19 protein-coding genes and 1 pseudogene are annotated in these 20071 nt (G+C 72.6%); 10 read left to right on the forward strand and 10 right to left on the reverse strand.

Going from position 1 to position 20071, the window contains the following annotated elements; translation table 11 throughout:
• Positions 1-350: 350 nt before the first annotated feature.
• Positions 351-968 (reverse strand): annotated as a pseudogene (gene cofC / locus WHN02_RS10620) (2-phospho-L-lactate guanylyltransferase); the annotation flags it as partial.
• 125 nt (positions 969-1093) lie between these two features.
• Between cofC and WHN02_RS10625 the strand changes: the two are divergent.
• From WHN02_RS10625 to WHN02_RS10640, 4 genes are all read left to right on the forward strand, one after another.
• On the forward strand, positions 1094-1834 hold the full coding sequence (locus WHN02_RS10625; RefSeq protein WP_434743177.1) for a lysophospholipid acyltransferase family protein: 741 nt from the start codon (positions 1094-1096) through the stop codon (positions 1832-1834).
• A 133-nt stretch (positions 1835-1967) separates the two neighbouring features.
• Positions 1968-2972, forward strand: a complete 1005-nt coding sequence (locus WHN02_RS10630; RefSeq protein ID WP_434743178.1) for an NAD(P)H-dependent glycerol-3-phosphate dehydrogenase — start codon at positions 1968-1970, stop codon at positions 2970-2972.
• A gap of 6 nt (positions 2973-2978) precedes the next feature.
• Positions 2979-4103 carry a cystathionine gamma-lyase gene (locus tag WHN02_RS10635; RefSeq protein ID WP_434743179.1) on the forward strand — a complete coding sequence of 375 codons (1125 nt, stop codon included), beginning with the start codon at positions 2979-2981 and terminating at the stop codon, positions 4101-4103.
• A 25-nt stretch (positions 4104-4128) separates the two neighbouring features.
• The gene (locus WHN02_RS10640; protein WP_434743180.1) at positions 4129-4908 is read left to right on the forward strand and encodes a putative protein N(5)-glutamine methyltransferase; all 780 of its coding nucleotides are present in this window, start codon (positions 4129-4131) and stop codon (positions 4906-4908) included.
• A 90-nt stretch (positions 4909-4998) separates the two neighbouring features.
• On the opposite strand, the gene WHN02_RS10645 is transcribed toward WHN02_RS10640, so the two are convergent.
• Positions 4999-5211, reverse strand: a complete 213-nt coding sequence (locus tag WHN02_RS10645) for a DUF397 domain-containing protein (RefSeq protein WP_434743181.1) — start codon at positions 5209-5211, stop codon at positions 4999-5001.
• Positions 5208-6062 carry a helix-turn-helix domain-containing protein gene (locus WHN02_RS10650; protein WP_434743182.1) on the reverse strand — a complete coding sequence of 285 codons (855 nt, stop codon included), beginning with the start codon at positions 6060-6062 and terminating at the stop codon, positions 5208-5210. The genes WHN02_RS10645 and WHN02_RS10650 overlap by 4 nt, the downstream gene beginning before the upstream one ends.
• Before the next feature lie 467 nt (positions 6063-6529).
• Here WHN02_RS10650 and WHN02_RS10655 point away from each other — a divergent pair, with 467 nt between their 5' ends.
• Positions 6530-6790 carry a hypothetical protein gene (locus WHN02_RS10655; RefSeq protein WP_434743183.1) on the forward strand — a complete coding sequence of 87 codons (261 nt, stop codon included), beginning with the start codon at positions 6530-6532 and terminating at the stop codon, positions 6788-6790.
• An 8-nt stretch (positions 6791-6798) separates the two neighbouring features.
• Here WHN02_RS10655 and WHN02_RS10660 read toward each other — a convergent pair whose 3' ends face one another.
• Positions 6799-8097: an AAA family ATPase gene (locus WHN02_RS10660; protein ID WP_434743184.1), complete on the reverse strand. Its 1299-nt coding sequence runs from the start codon at positions 8095-8097 to the stop codon at positions 6799-6801.
• Positions 8098-8326: 229 nt separating this feature from the next.
• Here WHN02_RS10660 and WHN02_RS10665 point away from each other — a divergent pair, with 229 nt between their 5' ends.
• A complete protein-coding gene (locus WHN02_RS10665) occupies positions 8327-9433 on the forward strand; it encodes a D-alanine--D-alanine ligase family protein (RefSeq protein ID WP_434743185.1) in 1107 nt (368 codons plus the stop codon).
• Positions 9434-9482: 49 nt separating this feature from the next.
• Here the strand turns inward: WHN02_RS10665 and WHN02_RS10670 are convergent, their stop codons facing one another.
• Complete coding sequence (locus WHN02_RS10670) at positions 9483-10088, reverse strand: DUF3515 domain-containing protein (RefSeq protein WP_434743186.1); 606 nt, start codon at positions 10086-10088, stop codon at positions 9483-9485.
• A complete protein-coding gene (locus tag WHN02_RS10675; RefSeq protein ID WP_350895999.1) occupies positions 10089-10322 on the reverse strand; it encodes an Lrp/AsnC ligand binding domain-containing protein in 234 nt (77 codons plus the stop codon).
• Positions 10323-10448: 126 nt separating this feature from the next.
• On the opposite strand from WHN02_RS10675, the gene WHN02_RS10680 reads away from it, so the two are divergent.
• Both WHN02_RS10680 and WHN02_RS10685 read left to right on the forward strand, forming a co-directional pair.
• Positions 10449-11387, forward strand: a complete 939-nt coding sequence (locus tag WHN02_RS10680) for a thiamine-phosphate kinase (RefSeq protein ID WP_434743187.1) — start codon at positions 10449-10451, stop codon at positions 11385-11387.
• A 20-nt stretch (positions 11388-11407) separates the two neighbouring features.
• The gene (locus WHN02_RS10685) at positions 11408-11875 is read left to right on the forward strand and encodes a GNAT family N-acetyltransferase (protein WP_434743188.1); all 468 of its coding nucleotides are present in this window, start codon (positions 11408-11410) and stop codon (positions 11873-11875) included.
• A gap of 250 nt (positions 11876-12125) precedes the next feature.
• On the opposite strand, the gene WHN02_RS10690 is transcribed toward WHN02_RS10685, so the two are convergent.
• Together WHN02_RS10690 and rpmB are read right to left on the reverse strand one after the other, a co-directional pair.
• The gene (locus tag WHN02_RS10690) at positions 12126-12665 is read right to left on the reverse strand and encodes a hypothetical protein (protein WP_434743189.1); all 540 of its coding nucleotides are present in this window, start codon (positions 12663-12665) and stop codon (positions 12126-12128) included.
• A 116-nt stretch (positions 12666-12781) separates the two neighbouring features.
• Positions 12782-12973, reverse strand: coding sequence for a 50S ribosomal protein L28 (gene rpmB, locus WHN02_RS10695; protein WP_350895993.1), 192 nt, complete (start codon positions 12971-12973; stop codon positions 12782-12784).
• Between the two features lie 193 nt (positions 12974-13166).
• Between rpmB and WHN02_RS10700 the strand changes: the two genes are divergently transcribed.
• Positions 13167-14882, forward strand: a complete 1716-nt coding sequence (locus WHN02_RS10700; protein ID WP_434743190.1) for a DAK2 domain-containing protein — start codon at positions 13167-13169, stop codon at positions 14880-14882.
• Entirely contained in the window at positions 14879-17083 is a 2205-nt protein-coding gene (gene recG / locus WHN02_RS10705; RefSeq protein WP_434743191.1) for an ATP-dependent DNA helicase RecG, read from the forward strand. Before WHN02_RS10700 ends, recG begins: the two co-directional genes overlap by 4 nt.
• 217 nt (positions 17084-17300) lie before the next feature.
• On the opposite strand, the gene WHN02_RS10710 is transcribed toward recG, so the two are convergent.
• Positions 17301-18335, reverse strand: coding sequence for a cell wall anchor protein (locus tag WHN02_RS10710; protein WP_434743192.1), 1035 nt, complete (start codon positions 18333-18335; stop codon positions 17301-17303).
• A gap of 438 nt (positions 18336-18773) precedes the next feature.
• Positions 18774-20048 (reverse strand): hypothetical protein, encoded by a 1275-nt coding sequence (locus tag WHN02_RS10715; protein WP_434743193.1) that lies wholly within the window; start codon positions 20046-20048, stop codon positions 18774-18776.
• Positions 20049-20071 lie beyond the last annotated feature (23 nt).

Raw genomic sequence — 20071 nt, forward strand, 5'->3', positions numbered from 1 at the left:
CGCCGCGGGGGCGGGAACCGTCGCGGGACGGGCCGGACGCGGCGGAGTCACGGTTGCTGGGGTGCCTGCGAGGGGTGCTCACCTGCTCATAATCACCTGATGCGGGTGAACGGAAAATGAACTTCGCCGGTGGATCACGCCATCGTCGGGAAGGTCACCCGGACGACCTCGCCGGTGGCGTCGGTCTCCACCCGCAGCCGTTGCCCGAGGCGGAGCAGCCGCAGACCGGAGGCGTCGAACGCCCGGGCCGGGAAGGTGAGCTCGGTGCCGTCGTCGAGCAGGAGGACCCCGCTGCGGGTCGCCGCGTCGTAGCTGGCCACCGTTGCCTGCATGCCGTCACCGTACACCGGGGCCGGGGCGACGAGCGCGGCCGTCCGGGGGCCCAGGCCCAGTCGGACGGCCTCGGCCAGGTCGGTGGGGGTGTCCACGTCCCGCCGCAGGCTCGGCCAGTCACCCGTCAACGGCACCGCCCCGTCGGCCCGGTGCGCGGCGGCGGAATCCCTACCGAACCGGGGGGCCAGGGGTGTCCCGGCCGGTGCCGCGAGCAGCACCGTGCCGTCGCCTGGGGCGTCGGCGACGAACCGGCGTACCGGTGGGGAGGCGGCAGCGGTCAGGGCGGCGGCGAGCTCGGTCGGACGCAGCGCCGGCAGGTCCGCTGTGAGTGCGGCCACCGGACCCCCGGTGACCAGGGCCGAGGCGTACGCCAGGGCGGCGTTCAGCCCGGCGTCGGGAACGTCCGGGACCACCCGTACCCGTCCCGGGTCGGCTGTCGTCGCCGCCACCAGTGGATCGTCGGTGACCACCACCACCTCACGGACCCGGCGGCAGTCGGCCACCGCCCGGACGGTGTCCGTCGCCAGGGCCAGGGCCAGGGTCTCGTGCGGGACCGTCGGCAGGGCGCCCCGCAGGCGGCTCTTGGCCGCGCCGAGGCGTTTCACCGGCACCACCACCGTCCAGGTCTGAGCCACCGCACCATCCTGCCAGTCCCACACCGGTACCCTCACTGGCCGGACCCGGGGCGAGCAGGCATGATTTCGCTGCGGGTGTGCGCGGGGGTTCGTGGGGCGTGCGGGGCTGGCAACGAGGAGGCAGGGTGGGGCGCCGGAAGCTGGGGTTCTGGCAACGGTTCGCCGTGGTGCTGGCCAAACCGGTGATGACGATCTGGACCCGGCGGACCTGGCGGGGCGAGGCGCACCTGCGCCGCGACGGCGGCACGATCATCGTGGCCAACCACCTCTCGCACGCCGACCCGATGGTCCTGGCCCACTTCGTCTACGACGCCGGCCGGTGGCCCCGGTTCCTCGGCAAGGCGAGTGTCTTCCGGGTCCCGCTGGTGGGCGGGCTCCTGCACCGGTGCCGGCAGATCCCTGTGGAGCGGGGTACGACCGAGGCGGCCAAGTCGCTGGAGGCCCTGGTCGCCGCCATCGACGAGGGCGGCGCTGTGGTGATCTACCCGGAGGGGACCACCACCCGGCATCCACAGCTGTGGCCGATGCGGGGCAAGACCGGTGCCGCCCGGCTGGCACTGGCCACCGGTGCTCCGGTGGTCCCGGTGGCGATGTGGGGTCCCCAGCGGATGTTCGACCCCCGCACCGGACGGTTCGACCCCCGACCTCGCATCCCGGTGACGGTGGCGGCGGGACCCCCGATCGACCTGGGGCGTTGGCAGGGGTCCGCACCCACCCGGGTGGTCCTGGAGGAGATGACCGACCAGATCATGCTGAGCCTGCGGGACCTCCTCGCCGAGTTGCGCGAAGAGACACCACCGCCGCTGTGGCAACGCCCGGCGGCCTCGGACCGCGTCGGCGACCAGCGGCCGGGAGGCCCCGAGTGACAGGCGGCGGGTTCCCCGGTGACCGCACCCGGGGGAGCGGACGGAGCGGAGGGGCCGCGACGGTGCACACCGGCGGCAGCGTACGGATCGGATGGCGCGGTGCGGATCGCGTCCAGCGGAGCGAGGTGGCGGCGTGAACGGGCAGGTCGCGGTGCTGGGCGGCGGATCGTGGGGGACCGCCTTCGCCAAGATCATTGCTGACGCGGGGCGGGAGGTGACGGTCTGGGCGCGTCGACCGGCGGTCGTCGAGGCGATCCGCCGGCGGCACAACCCCGACTACCTGCCCGGTGTACGGCTCCCCGCCCGGGTCACCGCGACCGGGGACGCCGTCGAGGCGATCACCGGCGCCGAACTGGTGGTGCTCGCCGTCCCCTCGCAGACGCTGCGCGGAAACCTGGCCGAGTGGGCCGCCGACCTGCATCCGGACGCCACACTGGTCTCCCTGATGAAGGGGATCGAGCTGGGCACCACGAAACGGATGAGCGAGGTGATCGTGGAGACCGCCCGGGTCACCCCGGACCGGGTGGTGGTGGTCTCCGGGCCCAACCTCGCCCCGGAGATCGCGGCCGAGCAGCCGGCCGCCACCGTGGTCGCCGGCACCGACGCCGACCGGACCGCCCTGGTCCAGTCCTGCATCAGGACCCCGTACTTCCGGCCGTACACCAACGACGACGTGATCGGCTGTGAGCTGGGCGGGGCGGTCAAGAACGTCATCGCGCTGGCGTACGGCATCGCCACCGCCATGGGGTTCGGCGACAACACCCGGTCGATGCTGATGACCCGGGGGCTGGCCGAGACGGCCCGCCTGGGGGTGGCCCTGGGCGCCGACCCGATCACCTTCGCCGGGCTGGCGGGGATGGGTGACCTGGTGGCGAGCTGCTCCTCTCCGCTGGCCCGTAACCGAACCTTCGGCGAGCACCTGGGTCGGGGTGCGACCCTGGACGAGGCCCGGGTGGCCACCCGGCAGACCGCCGAGGGGGTCAAGAGCGCCCTGGCCGTCCGGGACCTGGCCCGCGCCCACGGGGTGGAGATGCCGATCACCGAGCAGGTCGAACGGGTCTGCCACGAGGGCCTGGACCCGCGCATCGCCGTGGACGTGCTGATGAGCCGTACCGCGAAACCCGAGTCCTACGAGTGAGCAGTGATGACTGACCAGAACTGGCACGACGGCACCCGGTGCGTACACGCCGGTCTGCCCGACCCGGTGCCGGGTGCGCCGTTCCTGCCCGGACCGGTGTTCGCCGCGCCGTACCACGTCGACCCCCGGGAGGGGCCGTCGGCCGCGCCGAACGGCTACGGCCGACCCGACAACCCGACCCGTCGCCTCCTGGAGGCCGCCGTCGGCGAGCTGGAGGGCGGGGACTGCCGGGTCTTCGCCAGCGGCCAGGCCGCCATCACCGGCCTGCTGTTGGCGGTCCTGCGGCCCGGGGACACCGTCGTGCTCCCCGCCGACGGATACTTCCCGGTCCGCTCCTTCGCCGCCGACACCCTGGAGACCCTCGGGGTACGGGTCCACTACGCCCCGACCGCCGGGCCGTACCCGTCCTTCGACGGGGTCCGGATGGTGTTGCTGGAGTCCCCGGCGAACCCCGGCCTGGACGTGGCCGACATCCCGGCGGTGGCCGAGGCGGCGCACGCCGCCGGGGCGCTGCTGGCCGTGGACAACACCACTGCCACCCCGCTCGGGCAACGCCCCCTCGACCTCGGGGCGGACGTGGTGGTGGCCTCCGGCACCAAGGCCCTCACCGGCCACTCCGACCTGTTGCTCGGGTACGTCGCCACCCGGTCCGCGCCCCTGCTGGAACAGGTCACCGGGTGGCGTACCACCACCGGGGCCGTTCCCGGGGCGTTCGACGCCTGGCTGGCCCACCGGTCCCTGGCCACCCTGGACCTGCGCCTGGCCCGGCAGTCGGCGAACGCCGAGGCGGTCGCCCGGGCACTGGCGGCCCGACCCGACGTGGCCGGGTTGCGCTGGCCGGGCCTGCCGACCGACCCGGCCCACCCGGTGGCGGCGCGGCAGATGCGGCGGATGCCCGGGGTGCTCTCCTTCGACCTCGGTGACGCCGACCGGGTCGCCCGGTTCGTCTGCGCCGCCCGGTTGGTGGCGGCCGCCACCTCCTTCGGGGGACTGCACACCACGGCCGACCGCCGTGCCCAGTGGGGCGACGACACCGCGCCGGGATTCGTCAGGCTCTCCTGCGGGGTGGAGGACACCGTCGACCTGGTCGCCGACGTGGTCGCCGCGCTCGACGCCGCCGGCACGGCGTGATCGCGGCCCGCCGGGGCGTACGGGGGTGAGCCCGGTCCACCGGTCGACCCTCGTCGAGCGGCTGCGTACCGCCGGTTGCGTGTTCGCCGAGGAGGAGGCGGACCTGCTCCTGGCCGCCGCCGGGGAACCGGAGGCGGTGGCCGCCCTGGCCGAGCGCCGCATCGCCGGTGAGCCGCTGGAACACGTGCTCGGCTGGGCCGAGTTCTGTGGACGCCGGGTGCTGGTGGACCGGGGGGTGTTCGTCCCGAGGGCCCGGACGGCCTGGGTGGTGGAGACGGCGGTGGCGGTGACCGGCCCGGCGTCGGCGGTGGCGGACCTGTGCTGTGGATCGGGTGCGACGACGGTGGTGCTCGCCGAACGGTTGGCCCCGCGGTGGTTGGCCGCCGTCGACCTGGACCCGGCGGCAGTGGCCTGCGCCCGCCGGAATCTGGCCCGGTGGGGCGTACCCGTCCTGGTCGGTGACCTGTTCGCCCCGTTGCCTCGGGCGTGGCGGGGACGGCTCGACCTGGTGGTGGCGAACGCTCCCTACGTGCCGACGGCGGCGGTGGCCACCCTGTCTCCCGAGGCCCGGTTGCACGAGGCCCGGTTGGCTCTCGACGGTGGGCCGGACGGGCTCTCGGTGCTGCGGCGGGTCGCCGCCGACGCGGCGCGGTGGCTGGCTCCCGGCGGCCACCTGGTGGTGGAGGTCGCCGCCGACCAGGCCGGTCCGCTCTGCACGGTGCTGCGGGGGTACGGGCTCGACCCGGCCGTCCGTCACGACGAGGACCGGGACGCCACGGCCGTCGTGGCCGGTCGTCGACCCTGACGGCGGTGGCGCGGATCCCCGCCCGACCGGCTCTCGCCGGAGCCTCGGTGGCTCTGTCGTCGGGCGGGGTCACGCAGGCGGTCGGGCCGGTCAGCGGTGGGCGGTCCGCCGGGGTGGGTCGGCGGTGAAGGCGGCCCAGGCGGCGGGGGAGAAGGTCAGGGCGGGGCCGCCCTGGTCCTTGGAGTCGCGTACGCCGACCACGCCGGGGACGGTGGCCATCTCCACGCAGGCACCCTCGTCGCCACTGTGGGTGCTCTTGCGCCAACCGGCGCGTTCGAGCGCCTCGCTGAGTGTGGGGGTCATTGTCGGTGGTGTCCCTTCAGGATTCGGAAGAGCTCGTCACGGCTCGCCGCCGGGCTGAGAGCGACGGTCCGCAGGTGTTCCATGATCTTGGTGCAGGTGCGCAGTTCACCGGGGCGGTCGAGGATCATCTGCCCGGCCACCGTCTCCACGGAGGCGATCATGGGGTCCTCCGGGTCGGCGAACTCGAGGATGTGCAGGGAGCCCCGGGTCCCCCGGTGGTAACCGGCGTTCAGGGGGATCACCTGCACTGTGACGTTCGGTAGTTCACCGAGTTTGATCAGTTGGTGGAGCTGGGTCTCCATGACCGCGCGCCCGCCGACCGGGCGCAGCAGGGCGCCCTCGTCGATGATGAAGTCCAGGATGGGCTGTTCGGCGCTGGTCATCCGTTGCTGCCTGTCGAGTCTGATGTGGACCCGCTGTTCGAGTGCGTCGTCGGTGAGGGTGTGCGGACCGCCGAGCATGACCGCCCGGATGTAGTCGGCGGTCTGGAGGAGGCCGGGGACCACCGACGGCTCGAAGTTGGCGATCCCGGTGGCCTCCGCCTCCAGCGCGATGAAGTCGATGGTCCGCTTGTCCAGCAGGTACGAGTACTCCACCCACCAGCCCTTCTTGCGAGCGTCCTTGGCCAGTTGCACAGCGGCGGCGACCTCGTCGGCGGCGACACCGTAGAGGGTCAGCAGGGCCCGTACGGTGGCCGGATTGACCAGCGTCTGGGCGTTCTCGTAGCGCGACAGGGTGCTGCGGGTGCTGCTGATCTCGTCGGCGGCCGCCTCCAGGGTCAGGCCGGCGGCTTCTCGGTGATGACGCAGGGCGATGCCCAGTCGCCGGGCGCGGGCGGTCTTCGGAGCCATGCATCGATGGTCGCACACCTCTCCGGGAAATCGTGCATGAGAGTTTGGCGATGAGAGTTGCATTCATCCCCATGGAGATGTCAACCTGTGACGGAGTCCTCACCGCCGGTTGTCGTGGCGACGGTGGCGGTGAGCGACCGGAGGGGAAGGGGCGCGCGGCGATCGGGTTTTTCTCCCCCGTACCCGATCGCCGCGTGCCACCGACCAGCCAGCGGGAGGGAAGTCGGATGACGACAGCCGGATGTTGGCCTCGCGTCTCGCGGTGTCGGTGGTGCGCCCGGCCGGTGTTACGCGACAACGAAGGCGCCTGGATCCACGCCGATCTCGCCTACGTCTGTCGCGTCTCCGGCGGCGGTCTGAGCTACGTCTGCCGCGACTCGGGAGGCGGGCTGGCGGCCACCACGGCCGAGCCGGAAGGGGCCGGACGTGTGTCCTGAGACCACGCCGTCCTGTTCGGAGGGACGGCGATGACGCGTTTCCTCGTCGTGCTCACCGACGTACGGCCACTGGACGAGGGGGGACGCAACGAGCGGACCACCCCGGAGCGCCGCCGCCAGGTCGTCGGTGCCAGCAACCGGGAGGCCGCCGACCGGATCGCCGGTGCCTTCATGGCACTGGGCATGGTCCGAGCCGGCCGCCAACGGGTGAAGGTCCTCGTGGTGGGCCGCCGGCTGGCCGGTGAGGTGGCCCGGGTGATGTCGGACAGTCGCGCCGATCGGGCGTGCTGACCTACGGCTCAGAGCATCCGGCGATGCCGCAGGTACGCCACCAGTTCGTCGTAGACCCCGCCCTCGTTGGCGAACATCGCCACGTTGCGGGCCGTGGCGAGCCACGGCCGGGTCGACGGACGGACCTCCTTCAACGCCCGCTCCAGGTCCGGCTGCCCGATCATCCGCACCTCGCCCCGGCGTACCGAGTCGGCCATCGCGAACTCGGCGGCGGTCTCGCAGAGGTGGGCCAGGTCGGCCCCGGAGAAGTCCTCGGTGGCGGCGACGACCCGACCCAGGTCGATCCCGGCGATCGGCCGACCGCGCAGGTGGTACTCCAGGATCGCCCGACGGGCGTCGACGTCCGGCGGCAGGACCAGCACCATCCGGTCCAGCCGACCCGGGCGGCGCAACGCCGGATCGACGTCCCACGGGGTGTTGGTGGCGGCCAACACGAACACCCCCTCGTTGTCGCCCTCCATGCCGTCCAGTTCGGCCAACAGCTGGTTGCCCAGGGTGCGCAGCGCGCTGGAGGAGGTCTGCGAACGCTTGTGACCGAGCGCGTCGATCTCGTCGAGGAAGAGCACGCACGGGGCGTTGCGTCGGGCGGCCTGGAACAGCTGGTGCAGGTTGCGCTCCGAGTTGCCGACCCACATGTCGAGCACGTCCACTATCGACAGGGACAGGAAACGGGCCCCCATCTCCCCGGCCACGGCCCGGGCCAGGAAGGTCTTGCCGCAGCCCGGCGGGCCGTACAGCATCAGACCGCCGCGCAGACTCTTGCCGTACATCCGGCGCAGCTCCGGGTTGCGCAGCGGTCCCAGGAAGGCCATCTCCAGCCGCTCCTTCACCGCTGCCATCCCCCCGACGTCGGCCAGCCGGACTGTCGACGACTCCACGTCGAACACCCGGTCGGCGTCGCCGGAGACCGGGTCGGGCTCGTCCCCGGCCCGGACGAAGCGGGGCGGCACGATGTCGGCCAGTTCCCGTTCGTACGCGGCGAGCGGATCCCCCGCGTCGTCCCCCGCGTCGGGCGTGGTGGTCGACGGCGGTCCGGCGGGCGTCGACGACGGCCCGGAAGCCGCCGACGGTGGCCCGGCCGGGGCCGACGACGGGTCGGAGGCGGGCGGGGCGAGGGCCCGCTGCATGAGCGTCTGCGCCTCGGTGTTGCCCGGGTCCCGGGCGAGCACCTGACCGAGGTGGGCGATCGCCTCCCCGCCGCGTCCGCGCTCCACCAGCAGACCGGCCAGGTGCAGGCGCAGCGGAAGGTCGTCCGGACGGGCTTCGAGGGCGGCCGCCAGGCTCACGAGCAGCGGGTCGGGGCTCATAGGATCAGCAGCGTAACGAAGGGGTCGTCAGGGCCTCGCGGGGCTCGACCGACAGCTCTCACCGAACGTGGACGGTTACCATACGTATATGGCTTGTTGACCGATTGCGTCGGACCCCCGTGTTCCCTGGGTATCGGCACCGCCCATTCGCCACGCACAGTAAGGTCGACCGCGTGAGCGCCGTCGGCGGCACAGCGAACTTCACAATCGGGACCGAAGAGGTGACCCAGTGACCACCCCAGGCAAGACCCGCGTGGCGATCGTCTTCGGCGGCCGTAGCCCGGAACACGGCATCTCCTGCGTCAGCGCCGGCAGCGTGCTCGACGCGCTCGACCCGGACGAGTTCGAGGTGGTGCCCATCGGGATCACCCGCGCCGGCCAATGGGTTCTCGCCGACGGCATCGCCGCCGACCTGGCGATCCAGGGCGGGCGACTACCGGAGATCACCCCGGACTCCGGTGCCGAACTGGTCCTGCGGGCCGACCCCACCGGGGGCGGACTGATGGTGCTCGAACCGGGCGAGGGCCCCCGTGTCCTGGCCGACATGGACGCGGTCTTCCCGGTGCTGCACGGCGCGTACGGCGAGGACGGCACCATCCAGGGCATGTTCGAGATGGCCGGCCTCCCGTACGTGGGTGCCGGCGTCTTCGCCTCGGCAGCCGCGATGGACAAGGAGTTCACCAGGAAGCTCTGCGTCGCCGAGGGCATCCCCGTCGGCCCGTACGCGGTCCTGCGCAGCGGGATGACCCTGAGCGAAGAGGACAAGCAGCGCCTCGGCCTGCCGGTGTTCGTCAAACCGTCCCGGGCCGGTTCGTCCTTCGGGATCACCAAGGTCGCCGACTGGGACCTGTTGGACGAGGCGGTCGCCGCCGCTCGCCGGTTCGACTCGAAGGTGCTCGTCGAGGCGGCCGTCGTCGGCCGGGAGGTCGAGTGCGGCGTCCTGGAGAGCGAGGTCGGGGGCGTCCCCGAGACGTCCCTGCTCTCCGAGGTGCGGGTCGTCGGCGACCACGACTTCTACGACTTCGAGGCCAAGTACATCAACTCGGAGCGGGCCTGCGAGTACGACATCCCGGCACTGCTGCCCGACAAGGTCACCCGCCAGGTCCAGGAGTACGCCGGGCGGGCGTTCACCGCCCTCGACTGCGCCGGCCTGGCCCGGGTCGACTTCTTCGTCACCCCGGACGAGCAGGTCTACCTCAGCGAGATCAACACGATGCCGGGGTTCACCCCGACGTCGATGTTCCCCCGGATGTGGGCGGCGGCCGGACTGGAGTATCCGAAGCTGGTCGACCGTCTGATCCGCACCGCCCTGCGCCGGGGCACCGACAGGCACTGATCCCACCGGAGCCGGCCCGTCCCGACGAGGGGGCGGGCCGACCTCCCGGTCAGCCGCCGCAGCCCGACGGCGGGGTGCCGCCGGAGCGGACCGACTCCACGACCGTGTTCGAGACCGCGGGCAGCCACTGCAACGGCTGGTCGTACTCCTTCGGCACCGTGACCTGGACCGGGACTTCCCGGTCGACGGTGGTGAACACCGTGGCGTCGGCCTCGTCCGCCCCGTGCCAGCAGACCCGGTTGACGGTCCAGACCTCGTCGGTCTCGTCGAAGGTGGCGGCCGGGCCGCCGCAGGTCACGGTCAGGGCGGGATCGCCGTACGCGGCGTTCTGCTCGGGACCGGCGGTGACCGGACGCTGGGCCAGCCCGCCGACGGTGGGCGGGAGTTGGGACAGCAGGGCGCGGCAGACCACGGTGGGTCGTTCGGCCAGGTCCGGGGCCGGCAGATCGACTGGTGCGCTCGACTGCGGGCGGGCCGAGGTGGGCGACGGGGACGCCGCGCTCCCGGCCGGATCGTCCGGGCGGAGCTGGGCGAAGGCCAACCCGGCGACCAGCAGGGTCACCGGCACCGCCACGGCCGTGGCCAGCCAGGCTGCGTTGCGATTGGTACGGTCCGGCGTCTTCTCGCCGGATGACGTCTCAGTGCTCTCGTCCACTTACAGGCGCACCACCGAACACGTGAGGGTGCGGGTGATGCCGGGCACCATCTGCACCTTGCTGACAATGAGTTTGCCGAGTTCGTCGACGGTGTTGGCCTCGGTGAGGACGACCACGTCGTACGGCCCGGTGACGGCGTCGACCCGGACCACGCCGTCGAGCCCCGCGATGAGACCGGCCACCTCGCGCGCCCGGCCGACTTCTGTCTGGATGAGGATGTACGCCTGAACCACGACTCGCCCTCCGTCCTCCGCCCGTCGCCGTCGAGGCGGCGGCCCGAAGGGGAAACTACCCTACGGAGCAGGCGTGATCCCTATCGGTGGTCAAGGAGAAGCGGTGAGCGAGCAGGGTGGGTGGGCGTGAGCGTCGCGGACGTCGGAGAGTTCGGGTTGATCGACCGGGTGACCGCCCGACTGGGGCACGGACCGGCCTGCCTGCTCGGCCCCGGGGACGACGCCGCAGTGGTACGCGCCCCGGACAGCCGGGTCGTGGCCTCCACCGACGTGCTCGTCGACGGGCGGCACTTCCGCCGGGACTGGGGCAGCGGGGTCGACACCGGGCACCGGGCCGCCGCGGCGAACCTTGCCGACATCGTGGCGATGGGGGCCACCCCCACCGCCCTGCTGGTGGCGCTCTGCCTGCCGCCCGAGATCGAGACCGGCTGGGCCGAGGAGCTGGCCGACGGGCTGGCCGCCGAGGCGGCCAAGGTCGGGGCGAGCGTTGTCGGCGGGGACATCTCGGCCAGCCCGACGCTGACAGTGGCGGTGACCGCCCTCGGTGACCTCGGCGGCCGGGCCCCGGTGGTGCGCTCGGGTGCCCGCCCCGGCGACGTGCTCGCGTTGGCGGGCCGGACCGGGTACGCGGCGGCCGGCTACACCGTCCTGTCCCGGGGTTTCCGGACCCCGAAGGTGCTGGTCGAGGCGTATCGGCGGCCGGAGGTGCCGTACCCGGCCGGCCCTCTCGCCGCCCGGTCGGGCGCCACCGCCATGATCGACGTGTCGGACGGTCTGCTCGCCGATCTCGGGCACGTGGCAGAGGCCAGCGGGGTCCGGATCGACGTACGCTCCGACGCCTTCGAGGTGCCCCGGCAGATGCGCGACGCCGCCCAGGCGCTCGGCATGGACCCGTACGCCTGGCTGTTGGCCGGTGGCGACGACCACGCCCTGGCCGCGACCTTCCCACCCGGGGTGGAACTGCCGGAGACCTGGCGGCCGATCGGCCGGGTCACGGCGGGCTCCGGGGTCACCGTCGACGACGCCGACCACGAAGGCCCGGCTGGCTGGGACCACTTCCGGTGACGGGTCGTACCCTTCACACCGTGAGTGAGCTGGAGATCAGGGCGGTGCCCTTCGACTCGCCCGTCGCCGGGCTGTTGATCGGTGCGGCGATGACGGAGCTGGGCGCCCGGTACGGCGGCACCGGTGACGACACCCCTGTCGACCCCGCCGAGTTCGCCCCGCCCGCCGGAGCCTTCCTCGTCGGCTACCTCGACGGTACGGCGGTGGGGTGCGCGGGCTGGCGCAGTCACGGCGACGCGGGGGAGGTCGCCGAGCTGAAGCGGATGTACACGGTCGCGACCCTGCGGGGCCGGGGCGTGGCCCGGAGGGTCCTCGCGGCGGTGGAACGGTCCGCCCGGGACCACGGCCGGACCCGCCTCATCCTGGAGTGCGGCGACCGGCAACCCGAGGCGATCGCCCTGTACTCCTCGCTCGGCTACGAGCGCATCCCCAACTTCGGCTACTACCGGGACGCCCCCGGCTGCCTCTCCTTCGGCCGGGACCTCTGACCCCCCGGACCCATCAGTGTCGGCACCGGTGATCCGCCCACGCACCGGTCCAGACCGCGAGATCCTGTACCCACTTCGCGGTGCTCTGCCGGGACTTGACCCGCCACTTCGCGGCGTTCCTCGACGCGAAGTCGTCCAGGACCGCGCGCCGAGTCGCCGTCCACGCGGGGAACCGGGCCAGCCACTCCTCGGCCTGATCGGGGGTGTGGCCGCTACCGATCAGCCATTGAACGAGCAACGCGAGTTCGACCTACGGTGCCGCCTTCGTCGCGTAGGCCCAGTCGACGATCCGTAGGCCGTCCGTGGTCACGATCAGATTGGTGGGGTTCAGGTCGGAGTGCACGAGTGTCCCGCCGGTCATCGCCGGGTCGGCGAATCCGAGCCGGGTTGCCGGAGTGAACCACGTCTCGCCCAGAGCGGGAGTCTCCTGAAGCCCTTTCAGCGTCACCGCGAACACATCGAGATCCGGACTGCCAGGGGACAGGTCGGGGTGGGGACCGGCTAGATGCTCGGTCCCCACCACCAGCCAGCCGGCGGACTCGAAGTGCCACCGAACTGCGGGCGGGTACCAGTCGACGGTGCTGGTCGCCGCCAGCTCGTAACGCAGTGACCGAACGCTCGGCTCTGTCGAAGCCGCCTTCACGAAGACCTTGCCGGTCGGCCCGACGACGGTGGAGGCGATCTCCGCATGGTCGCCACTCGAAGCGGGGAGGACGTCGAAGGCTCCTCCCACCCGTCCGGCGATCTCTGTCGTGACGATCTCCGGCAGAGCAGTCCAGTCACGGCGCATGGGCCATCTCCTCCTCCATTATGCCTTTCCGCGGGGATCCGGAGGCGGACACGACAGAGCCGGCGGACCGGTTTCGGTCCGCCGGCAATGGCAGAGCTGGTGCTGGCGTTACCGCGTCAGGCGCGGGCGACCTTCCCCGCCTTGATGCACGAGGTGCAGACCTTGAGCTTCTTGGTCGTGCCGCCACCGGCCGGGGTACGCACCGACTGGATGTTCGGGTTCCAGCGGCGGTTGGTCTTCTTCTTCGACCACGGCACGTTGTGGCCGAAGCCCGGCCCCTTGCCGCAGACGTCGCACACGCTAGCCACGGGATACTCCTGAGATTGAAACGTCATGAGGTCGCCACCAGGCAGGGTGCTGCCCGGGCAACCTGGCCAGGTTACCCGATGCTCCGCCGACCTGGCGAACCGGCCCTGTTCGACCCCGTTGCGACGCCGACGGTGCCCGGGTGGATCGCGCCGTCCCCGGCGCGTGTCGGTGAGCGCCAGTAGGCTTCTCGCCGTGCTGGACACCCTCGACGCCGCCACGGTACGCCGCTGGTGCGACGGCGGGCTGGCCGTGCTCCGCCGGCACCAGGGCGAGATCGACGAGCTGAACGTCTACCCGGTGCCCGACGGCGACACCGGGACCAACCTGGTGCTCACCCTGGCCTCGGCCCGGCAGGCGTTGGCACTGGACCTGGAGACCCTCCCCGACGATGGGGCGACCGGTCACGGGCACGCGCTGCGGCTGATGGCCCAGGGGGCCCTGATGGGTGCCCGGGGCAACTCGGGAGTGATCCTCGCCCAGATCCTGCGCGGGCTCGCCGACGCGGTCGCGGCCCTCCCGGCGGTACGCGGCCGGGCGCTGGCCGCCGCCCTCACCCACGCCACCACGGCCGCGTACGACGCGGTGACCGCCCCGGTGGAGGGCACGGTGCTCAGCGTGATCGCCTCGGCGGCCGAGGCCGCCCACGCCACCGACAGCGACGACCTGCCCATCGTGGCCCGGGCGGCGGCCGACGGGGCGGCGCTCGCACTGGACCGCACCCCGACCCAGCTGCCGGCGCTGGCCGGCGCGGGTGTGGTCGACGCCGGTGGGCGAGGGCTCTGCCTCCTGCTCGACGCCCTGGTGGCGGCGGTCACCGGCGAACACCCGGACGATCCCGGTCCCGGACCGGACCGTCCCGCACCGGAGGAGCCACCGGCGGCCGGGCCACGACCCCCGGCGGAGGCCGGTGCCGACGGGCCGCCGGTGACCCCACGACCGCCGAAGGGCAACGGTGCCGACGGGCCGCCGGTGACGGTCCGGGAGAGCGGCTCCACGGAGTACGCCTACGAGGTGCAGTTCCTGCTCGACGCCGAGCCGGAGGCGGTGGGGCGGATGCGGGAGGCGCTGGCCGGGCTCGGTGACTCCCTCGTCGTGGTCGGCGGGGACCGGACCTGGAACGTGCACGTGCACGTCGACGACGTCGGGGCGGCGATCGAGGCGGGGGTGGTGGCCGGCCGGCCGTACCGGATCTCGGTGACCCGCTTCGCCGACCCGCCGCCCGCCGGTGCTCCGGCACCGCCCGGACCCGGCGACCGGACCGGTCGGACGGCGGTGGTGGCGGCCACCGGGACGGGCCTCACCGAGCTGCTCACCGGGGAGGGGGCGGCGGTGGTGCCGCCGGAACCCTCGGCCGAGCTGCTGCTGGACACCGTCCGGTCCACCGGAGCGGCCGAGGTGGTGGTGCTGCCCGGGGACGCCGCCACGCAGGCGGTCGCCGCCCTGGTCGCGCGGGAGGCGAACCGGGCCGGGGTCCGGGTGAGCGTGGTGCCGACCCGGTCACCGGTGCAGGCGCTGGCCGCCCTCGCCGTACGCGACCCGGGCCGGTCCTTCGAGGACGACGTGATCGCGATGGCCGAGGCCGCCGGGGCCTGTCGGTACGCCGAGGTCCGCTACGCCGCCGCGGCGGCGCTGACGGTGGCCGGGCCGTGCCGCGCCGGGGACGTCGTGGCACTGATCGAGGGGGAGGTCCACCTGATCGGCACCGACCTGGTGGACACCTGTAAGCAGGTGGTGGACCGGATGCTCGGGGGTGGGGGCGAGCTGGTCACCCTGCTCTGCGGGGCGCAGGCCCCCGCCGGGCTCGCCGACGCGGTCCGTGACCACGTCGGGCTCCGGTGGCCGTTCGTGCAGGTGCACGCGTACCCGGGTGGGCAACCGCACCATCCGCTCCTGGTGGGGGTCGAATGACGTCGGACACGTCTCAGGTGGACACGCCGCTGTCGAAGCTGGTCGGGGCGAAGACCGCGAAGGCGCTCGCCGGTCACCTCGACCTGCACACCGCCGGTGACCTGATCTATCACTTCCCGCGCCGGTACGACGAGCGGGGCGAGCACACCGACATCCGTAGCCTGGACGTCGGTGAGCAGGTCACCGTCCTGGCCCAGGTGCACCGCACGGCGGTACGCCCCATGCGCCAGCGCCGGGGAAACCTGTTGGAGGTGACCGTCGGTGACGACTCCGGCGGGACACTGACCCTCACCTTCTTCGGTAACCAGGCGTGGCGGGAACGGGAGCTGCGTCCCGGCCGGTGGGGGATGTTCGCCGGGAAGGTCACCGAGTTCCGGGGGCGGCGTCAGCTCAACGGCCCGGAGTACGTCCTGCTCGGCGACTCCACCGACGGGGAGGCGGCGGCCGACGAGGAGGTCGAGGAGTTCGCCGGTGCGCTGATCCCGGTCTACCCCGCTGCGGCGGCGGTGCCGACCTGGGTGATCGCCCGATGCGTACGGGTGGTGCTGGACACCTTCACCCCGCCCGACGACCCGCTGCCGACCGCCGTACGGGTCGGCCGGAACCTGGTCGGGATCGGTGCCGCGTTGCGGGAGATCCATCGCCCGTCGAGCAAGGAGGAGCTGTACCGGGCCCGCCGTCGACTCAAGTGGGACGAGGCGTTCGCCGTCCAGGTGACGCTGGTGCAGCGCAAACGCCGGGCCGCCGACCGGCCCGCCCAGGCCCGCCCCCGGCGTACCGGTGGGCTGCTGGACGCCTTCGACGCCCGGCTGCCGTACGAGCTGACCCCGGGGCAGCACCGGGTCGGTGCGGAGGTGACGGCGGACCTGGCCACCGGGCATCCGATGCACCGGCTGTTGCAGGGTGAGGTCGGGTCCGGCAAGACGGTGGTGGCGTTGCGGGCGATGCTCCAGGTCGTCGACGCGGGCGGCCAGGCCGCCCTGCTCGCGCCGACCGAGGTGCTCGCCGCCCAGCACCACCGGGGGATGCTCGACCTCCTGGGTCCGCTGGCTCAGGCCGGTGAACTGGGCGGGGCCGAGGACGCCACCCGGGTCGAACTGGTCACCGGTTCGCTCGGCGCGGCGGCCCGACGTCGGGCGCTCGCCGAGGTGGCCCAGGGTCGGGCCGGGATCGTCCTCGGCACCCACGCCCTCCTCTACGAGGGTGTCGACTTCGCCGACCTGGGGCTGGTGGTCGTCGACGAGCAGCACCGGTTCGGCGTGGAGCAGCGCGACGCGTTGCGTGCCAAGGCCGACCAGCCGCCACACGTCCTGGTGATGACGGCGACCCCGATCCCCCGGACGGTCGCCATGACCGTCTACGGCGACCTGGAGGTCTCCACCCTCGCCGAACTACCGCAGGGGCGTTCGCCGATCGTTTCGCACGTCGTACCGGCCGCCGAGAAGCCCGCCTTCCTGGACCGGGCGTGGCGGCGGGTACGCGAGGAGGTGGCCGCCGGGCACCAGGCCTATGTGGTCTGTCCCCGGATCGGGGAGGGGCCCGCAGGTGCGGAGGAGGAGCCGCCCAAGGAGGACGACAACGGTCGACGTCCCCCGGTGGCGGTGACCGAGGTCGCCCCGTTGCTCGCCGAGGGGCCGCTGCACGGGCTGCGCATCGGCGTGCTGCACGGCCGCCTCCCGGCCGACGAGAAGGACGCGGTGATGCGGTCCTTCGCCGACGGGGAGGTCGACGTCCTGGTCGCCACCACCGTCGTCGAGGTCGGCGTCAACGTCCCCAACGCGACGGTCATGATCGTGCTGGACGCCGACCGGTTCGGGGTGTCCCAACTGCACCAGTTGCGGGGGCGGGTCGGGCGGGGTGCGGCGGCCGGACTCTGCCTGCTGGTCACCGAGGCGGTCGAGGGTTCCTCGGCCCGGGAACGGCTGGACGCGGTCGCGTCCACCACCGACGGGTTCAAGCTCGCCGAACTGGATCTGGAGCAGCGTCGGGAGGGCGACGTGCTGGGGGCCACCCAGTCGGGTCGTCGCTCCCACCTGCGGCTGCTGTCCCTGCTGCGGGACGCCGAGCTGATCCGTGACGCCCGTACCGAGGCGATCGGCCTGGTCGAGGAGGACCCGGAGCTGACCCGGCATCCGGCGCTGGCGGCCTCGGTCACCGCGCTCGTCGACGCCGACCGGGCGGAGTACCTGGAGAAGGGCTGATCCCGCAGCAGTGGCCGGTGGGACCTTCCACCGTCGTGGGTGGGCGGTGGTCTCCCGTCGCCGGGTGTCGGCGGGGTCCACGCGCCGCTGTCCGGAGACGACGATGGCGCGTCGACCAGGTCTGGTCGACGCGCCCTCGTCGCGTCACGTGCGAACGGGTTCGGCACGGTCAGCGTGTCGTCCCGGGTCCGGTGGGGTCTCGCCCCACCGGGTCGGATCAGGCGGTGAAGCGCAGCTTACGACGACGGGCCACCACGAACAGGACCGCACCGGCACCGAGCAGCAGGATCGCACCCGCGGCGATGCCACCGGCGGCGGCGCCGGTCACCGGCAGGCCACCACCGGAGCCACCCTCCTCGTCCTTCTCGCAGTCCTTCGGCTGCTCCCAGACGACGACCTCGTCCTTGACGTCACCGATGCTCGGGGTGACCTTCAGGCCCTCGTAGGCGTCGAAGGAGACCGAGGTCTTCTGGCCGGGAACCCCGTCGAGGGTCTTGACCTCGCCCTTCTCGGAGGTGAGGGTGACGCTGAACTCGACGCCGTCGGCCGGGTTGTCGATCAGGAAGGTGAGCTGGTCGCAGGTCTCCTCCAGGTCGAAGGTGGGCTCACCCGGCTCGGGGAGGACCGGCGGCTGGCTCGGGGTGGGCGAGACCGGGGTGCTCGGGGTGGGGGTCGGCTCGTCGCTCGGGCTGGGCTCCGGGCTGGGGGTCGGCTCCTCGCTCGGCGACGGCTCCGGGCTCGGCGGCTGCTCCTCGCTCGGCGGCTGCTCCTCGCTCGGGCTGGGCTCCGGGCTCGGCTGCTCCTCGCTCGGGGTCGGCGAGGGCGGCTGCTCCTCCTGGCACTTGCCGGTCACCTTGGCCTTGGCGGTGCGGGTGGCGAAGAGCTTCGACCGGCCCTTGTCCCACTCCAGCCGGACGGACAGCTCGGCTGCCTGGCGACGGGGGACGGTCTGCTCGCCGACCAGTTCGCCCTGGCCCGCCTTCGGAACGAGGGCGCCGGGGACGAGGTTGGTCACCTCGGTGGCCGAGGGGCTCCAGACGCCCACCACAGTGGCGTCCCACTGCCGCTCGCTGTTGCGGACGGTCCACGTGACCCGGACGCTGCCGTCCTTCAGCTTGCAGCCGGTGCCGTCGATGATGGGGTGGTGGGCGCTGGCCGGGGCGGCAGCGATGGTCGCTGCCCCGGCGAAGCCCAGGAGCGCGCCGGCGGTGACCGCCACGACGCGCCGCAGCGGGGAATTGAGACGGATCAACGTCTGCTCCTGACGAGGGGGTTGGTCCTGATACGTGCGGCGGGGGGACGGGAGCCGGCACGCCCCGGACGGGCGCGGGCTCACTGTGGCGTCCTCCGACGCCAGCGCATCCGGCAAGATCGGACGCAGGACGTGACTGTACCGATCGATCGCGAACGCGCTACATCTTCAGGCTGGGCTAAGGAATCTGTGACCTTTCCGTGATCTTGGCCGAACCTGTGGTGACCCGGCGGTCACCAGTGGTCCACCCCGGAGGTCCCGTCAGCGGTGGATCTTCAGGGTTCTCCCAGTTCACCGCGGGTTCGATGCGGGTCGTGTCCTAACCGGACGGCGTGGAGGTCGATGCGGGCGTCGGTGGCGATCGGACGGAGAAACGCCGAGGGCGAGTCGACCGGTCGGTCGACTCGCCCTCGGGGTTCAGGCTTACGTACGGATCTCTCAGGCGGTGAAGTGCACCCGACGACGTCGGGCCATGACGAAGAGCACCGCGCCCAGGCCGAGCAGCGCGACAGCGCCCGCGGCGATGCCGCCGGCAGCCGCGCCGGTCACCGGCAGGCCTTCTTCCTCGCCGCCGCCGGAGCCACCCTCCTCGTCCTTCGGCTCGTCCTTGTCCTTGCCCTTGTCGCACTCCTTCGGCTCGCTCCACTTGAGCGGGCCGCCGGAGTCGAGGTCACCGGTGACGGTGACGGTGAAGCCCTTGCCGGCCTTGAAGGTGACCTTCTCGGTCTTGCCCGGCTCGACCGTCACGGTCTTGGCCTCGCCCTTGCTCGGGGTGAAGGTCGAGTTCAGGGTCTTGCCGTCGGCCGGGTTCTTGATCTCGAAGATCATCTCGTCGCAGGTGGAGTGGTAGCTGCCGTCGGGGATCCCGACCTCCGGCTTCTTGCAGTCCTCCGGCTGCTCGTGGCCGCCCTTGAAGGCCTCCATGCCCTTGGCCTCGACGGTGATGTCGCGCGAGTTCTCCGCGTCGAGCTTGTGCTTGACCAGCTCACCGGCGGGGACGGTCACCTCTTCGCGGTACTCGCCGCTGGCGGTGATGGTGAACGTGGTCTTGATGTTGCCCCGGTTGGCCAGGGTCAGGGTGACGCTGCCCTCGCAGTCGAAGGTGGGCTCGACGGCGGGAGCGGCGACGCAGGTGTCCTTGCCGCCGTTGTACCAGGCCGACGGGCCCTTCGACTTCGCGCCGACACCGGACTTGCTGCCGATCTTGCGGTCGTCGTAGCGGGCGCTCTTGTCGGTCAGCGGGTCGATGATCTCGTCGCCGAAGACGAAGTCGACCTGGGTGAAGCAGGCCGGGACCTCGACCTGGAACTCCAGCTTGGCCTGCTGGAGCTTGCCCTCGCCGATGCCGGCGAACGCCTTGACCGACTTGTCGAACAGGTACTGCGGGGTGGCGAAGCGCGCCGACGGAGCCAGGTAGGACACCAGGGCGACGGCCTGCTCCTGACCCTCGCAGAGCGGGCCGTTGGTCAGGGTGATGGAGGCTTCACCCTTCGGGCCGTCGAACGTGTGGGTGTAGCGGGCGTCCTCGGCGCTGACGCACTGAGGTCCCGGGGGCGGGGTGGTCTCGCCGGAGGGGCTCACCGACGGCGACGGCGGCACCGGCGTCGGAGTTTCGGCGCTGGCGGGCGAGGCGCCCATGACGGCCGTGAAGCCGAGCATCGAGGCGGCGACGACGGCAAGCGACCGTCGCAGCGACAGCGGGGGACGGATCACACGTACTCCCGGGGTGAGGGGCG

This window comes from Micromonospora sp. SH-82 (genome assembly GCF_051132485.1).
In the GTDB taxonomy this organism is placed as follows: Bacteria; Actinomycetota; Actinomycetes; order Mycobacteriales; family Micromonosporaceae; genus Micromonospora.

Excerpts from the sequence above, each read along its gene's own strand:
- WHN02_RS10635 (WP_434743179.1), top strand. The coding sequence starts at position 2,979 with ATGACTGACCAGAACTGGCACGACGGCACCCGGTGCGTACACGCCGGT.
- WHN02_RS10645 (WP_434743181.1), bottom strand. The coding sequence starts at position 5,211 with ATGACCCCCACACTCAGCGAGGCGCTCGAACGCGCCGGTTGGCGCAAG.
- WHN02_RS10650 (WP_434743182.1), bottom strand. The coding sequence starts at position 6,062 with ATGGCTCCGAAGACCGCCCGCGCCCGGCGACTGGGCATCGCCCTGCGT.
- WHN02_RS10655 (WP_434743183.1), top strand. The coding sequence starts at position 6,530 with ATGACGCGTTTCCTCGTCGTGCTCACCGACGTACGGCCACTGGACGAG.
- WHN02_RS10660 (WP_434743184.1), bottom strand. The coding sequence starts at position 8,097 with ATGAGCCCCGACCCGCTGCTCGTGAGCCTGGCGGCCGCCCTCGAAGCC.
- WHN02_RS10690 (WP_434743189.1), bottom strand. The coding sequence starts at position 12,665 with ATGCGCCGTGACTGGACTGCTCTGCCGGAGATCGTCACGACAGAGATC.
- recG (WP_434743191.1), top strand. The coding sequence starts at position 14,879 with ATGACGTCGGACACGTCTCAGGTGGACACGCCGCTGTCGAAGCTGGTC.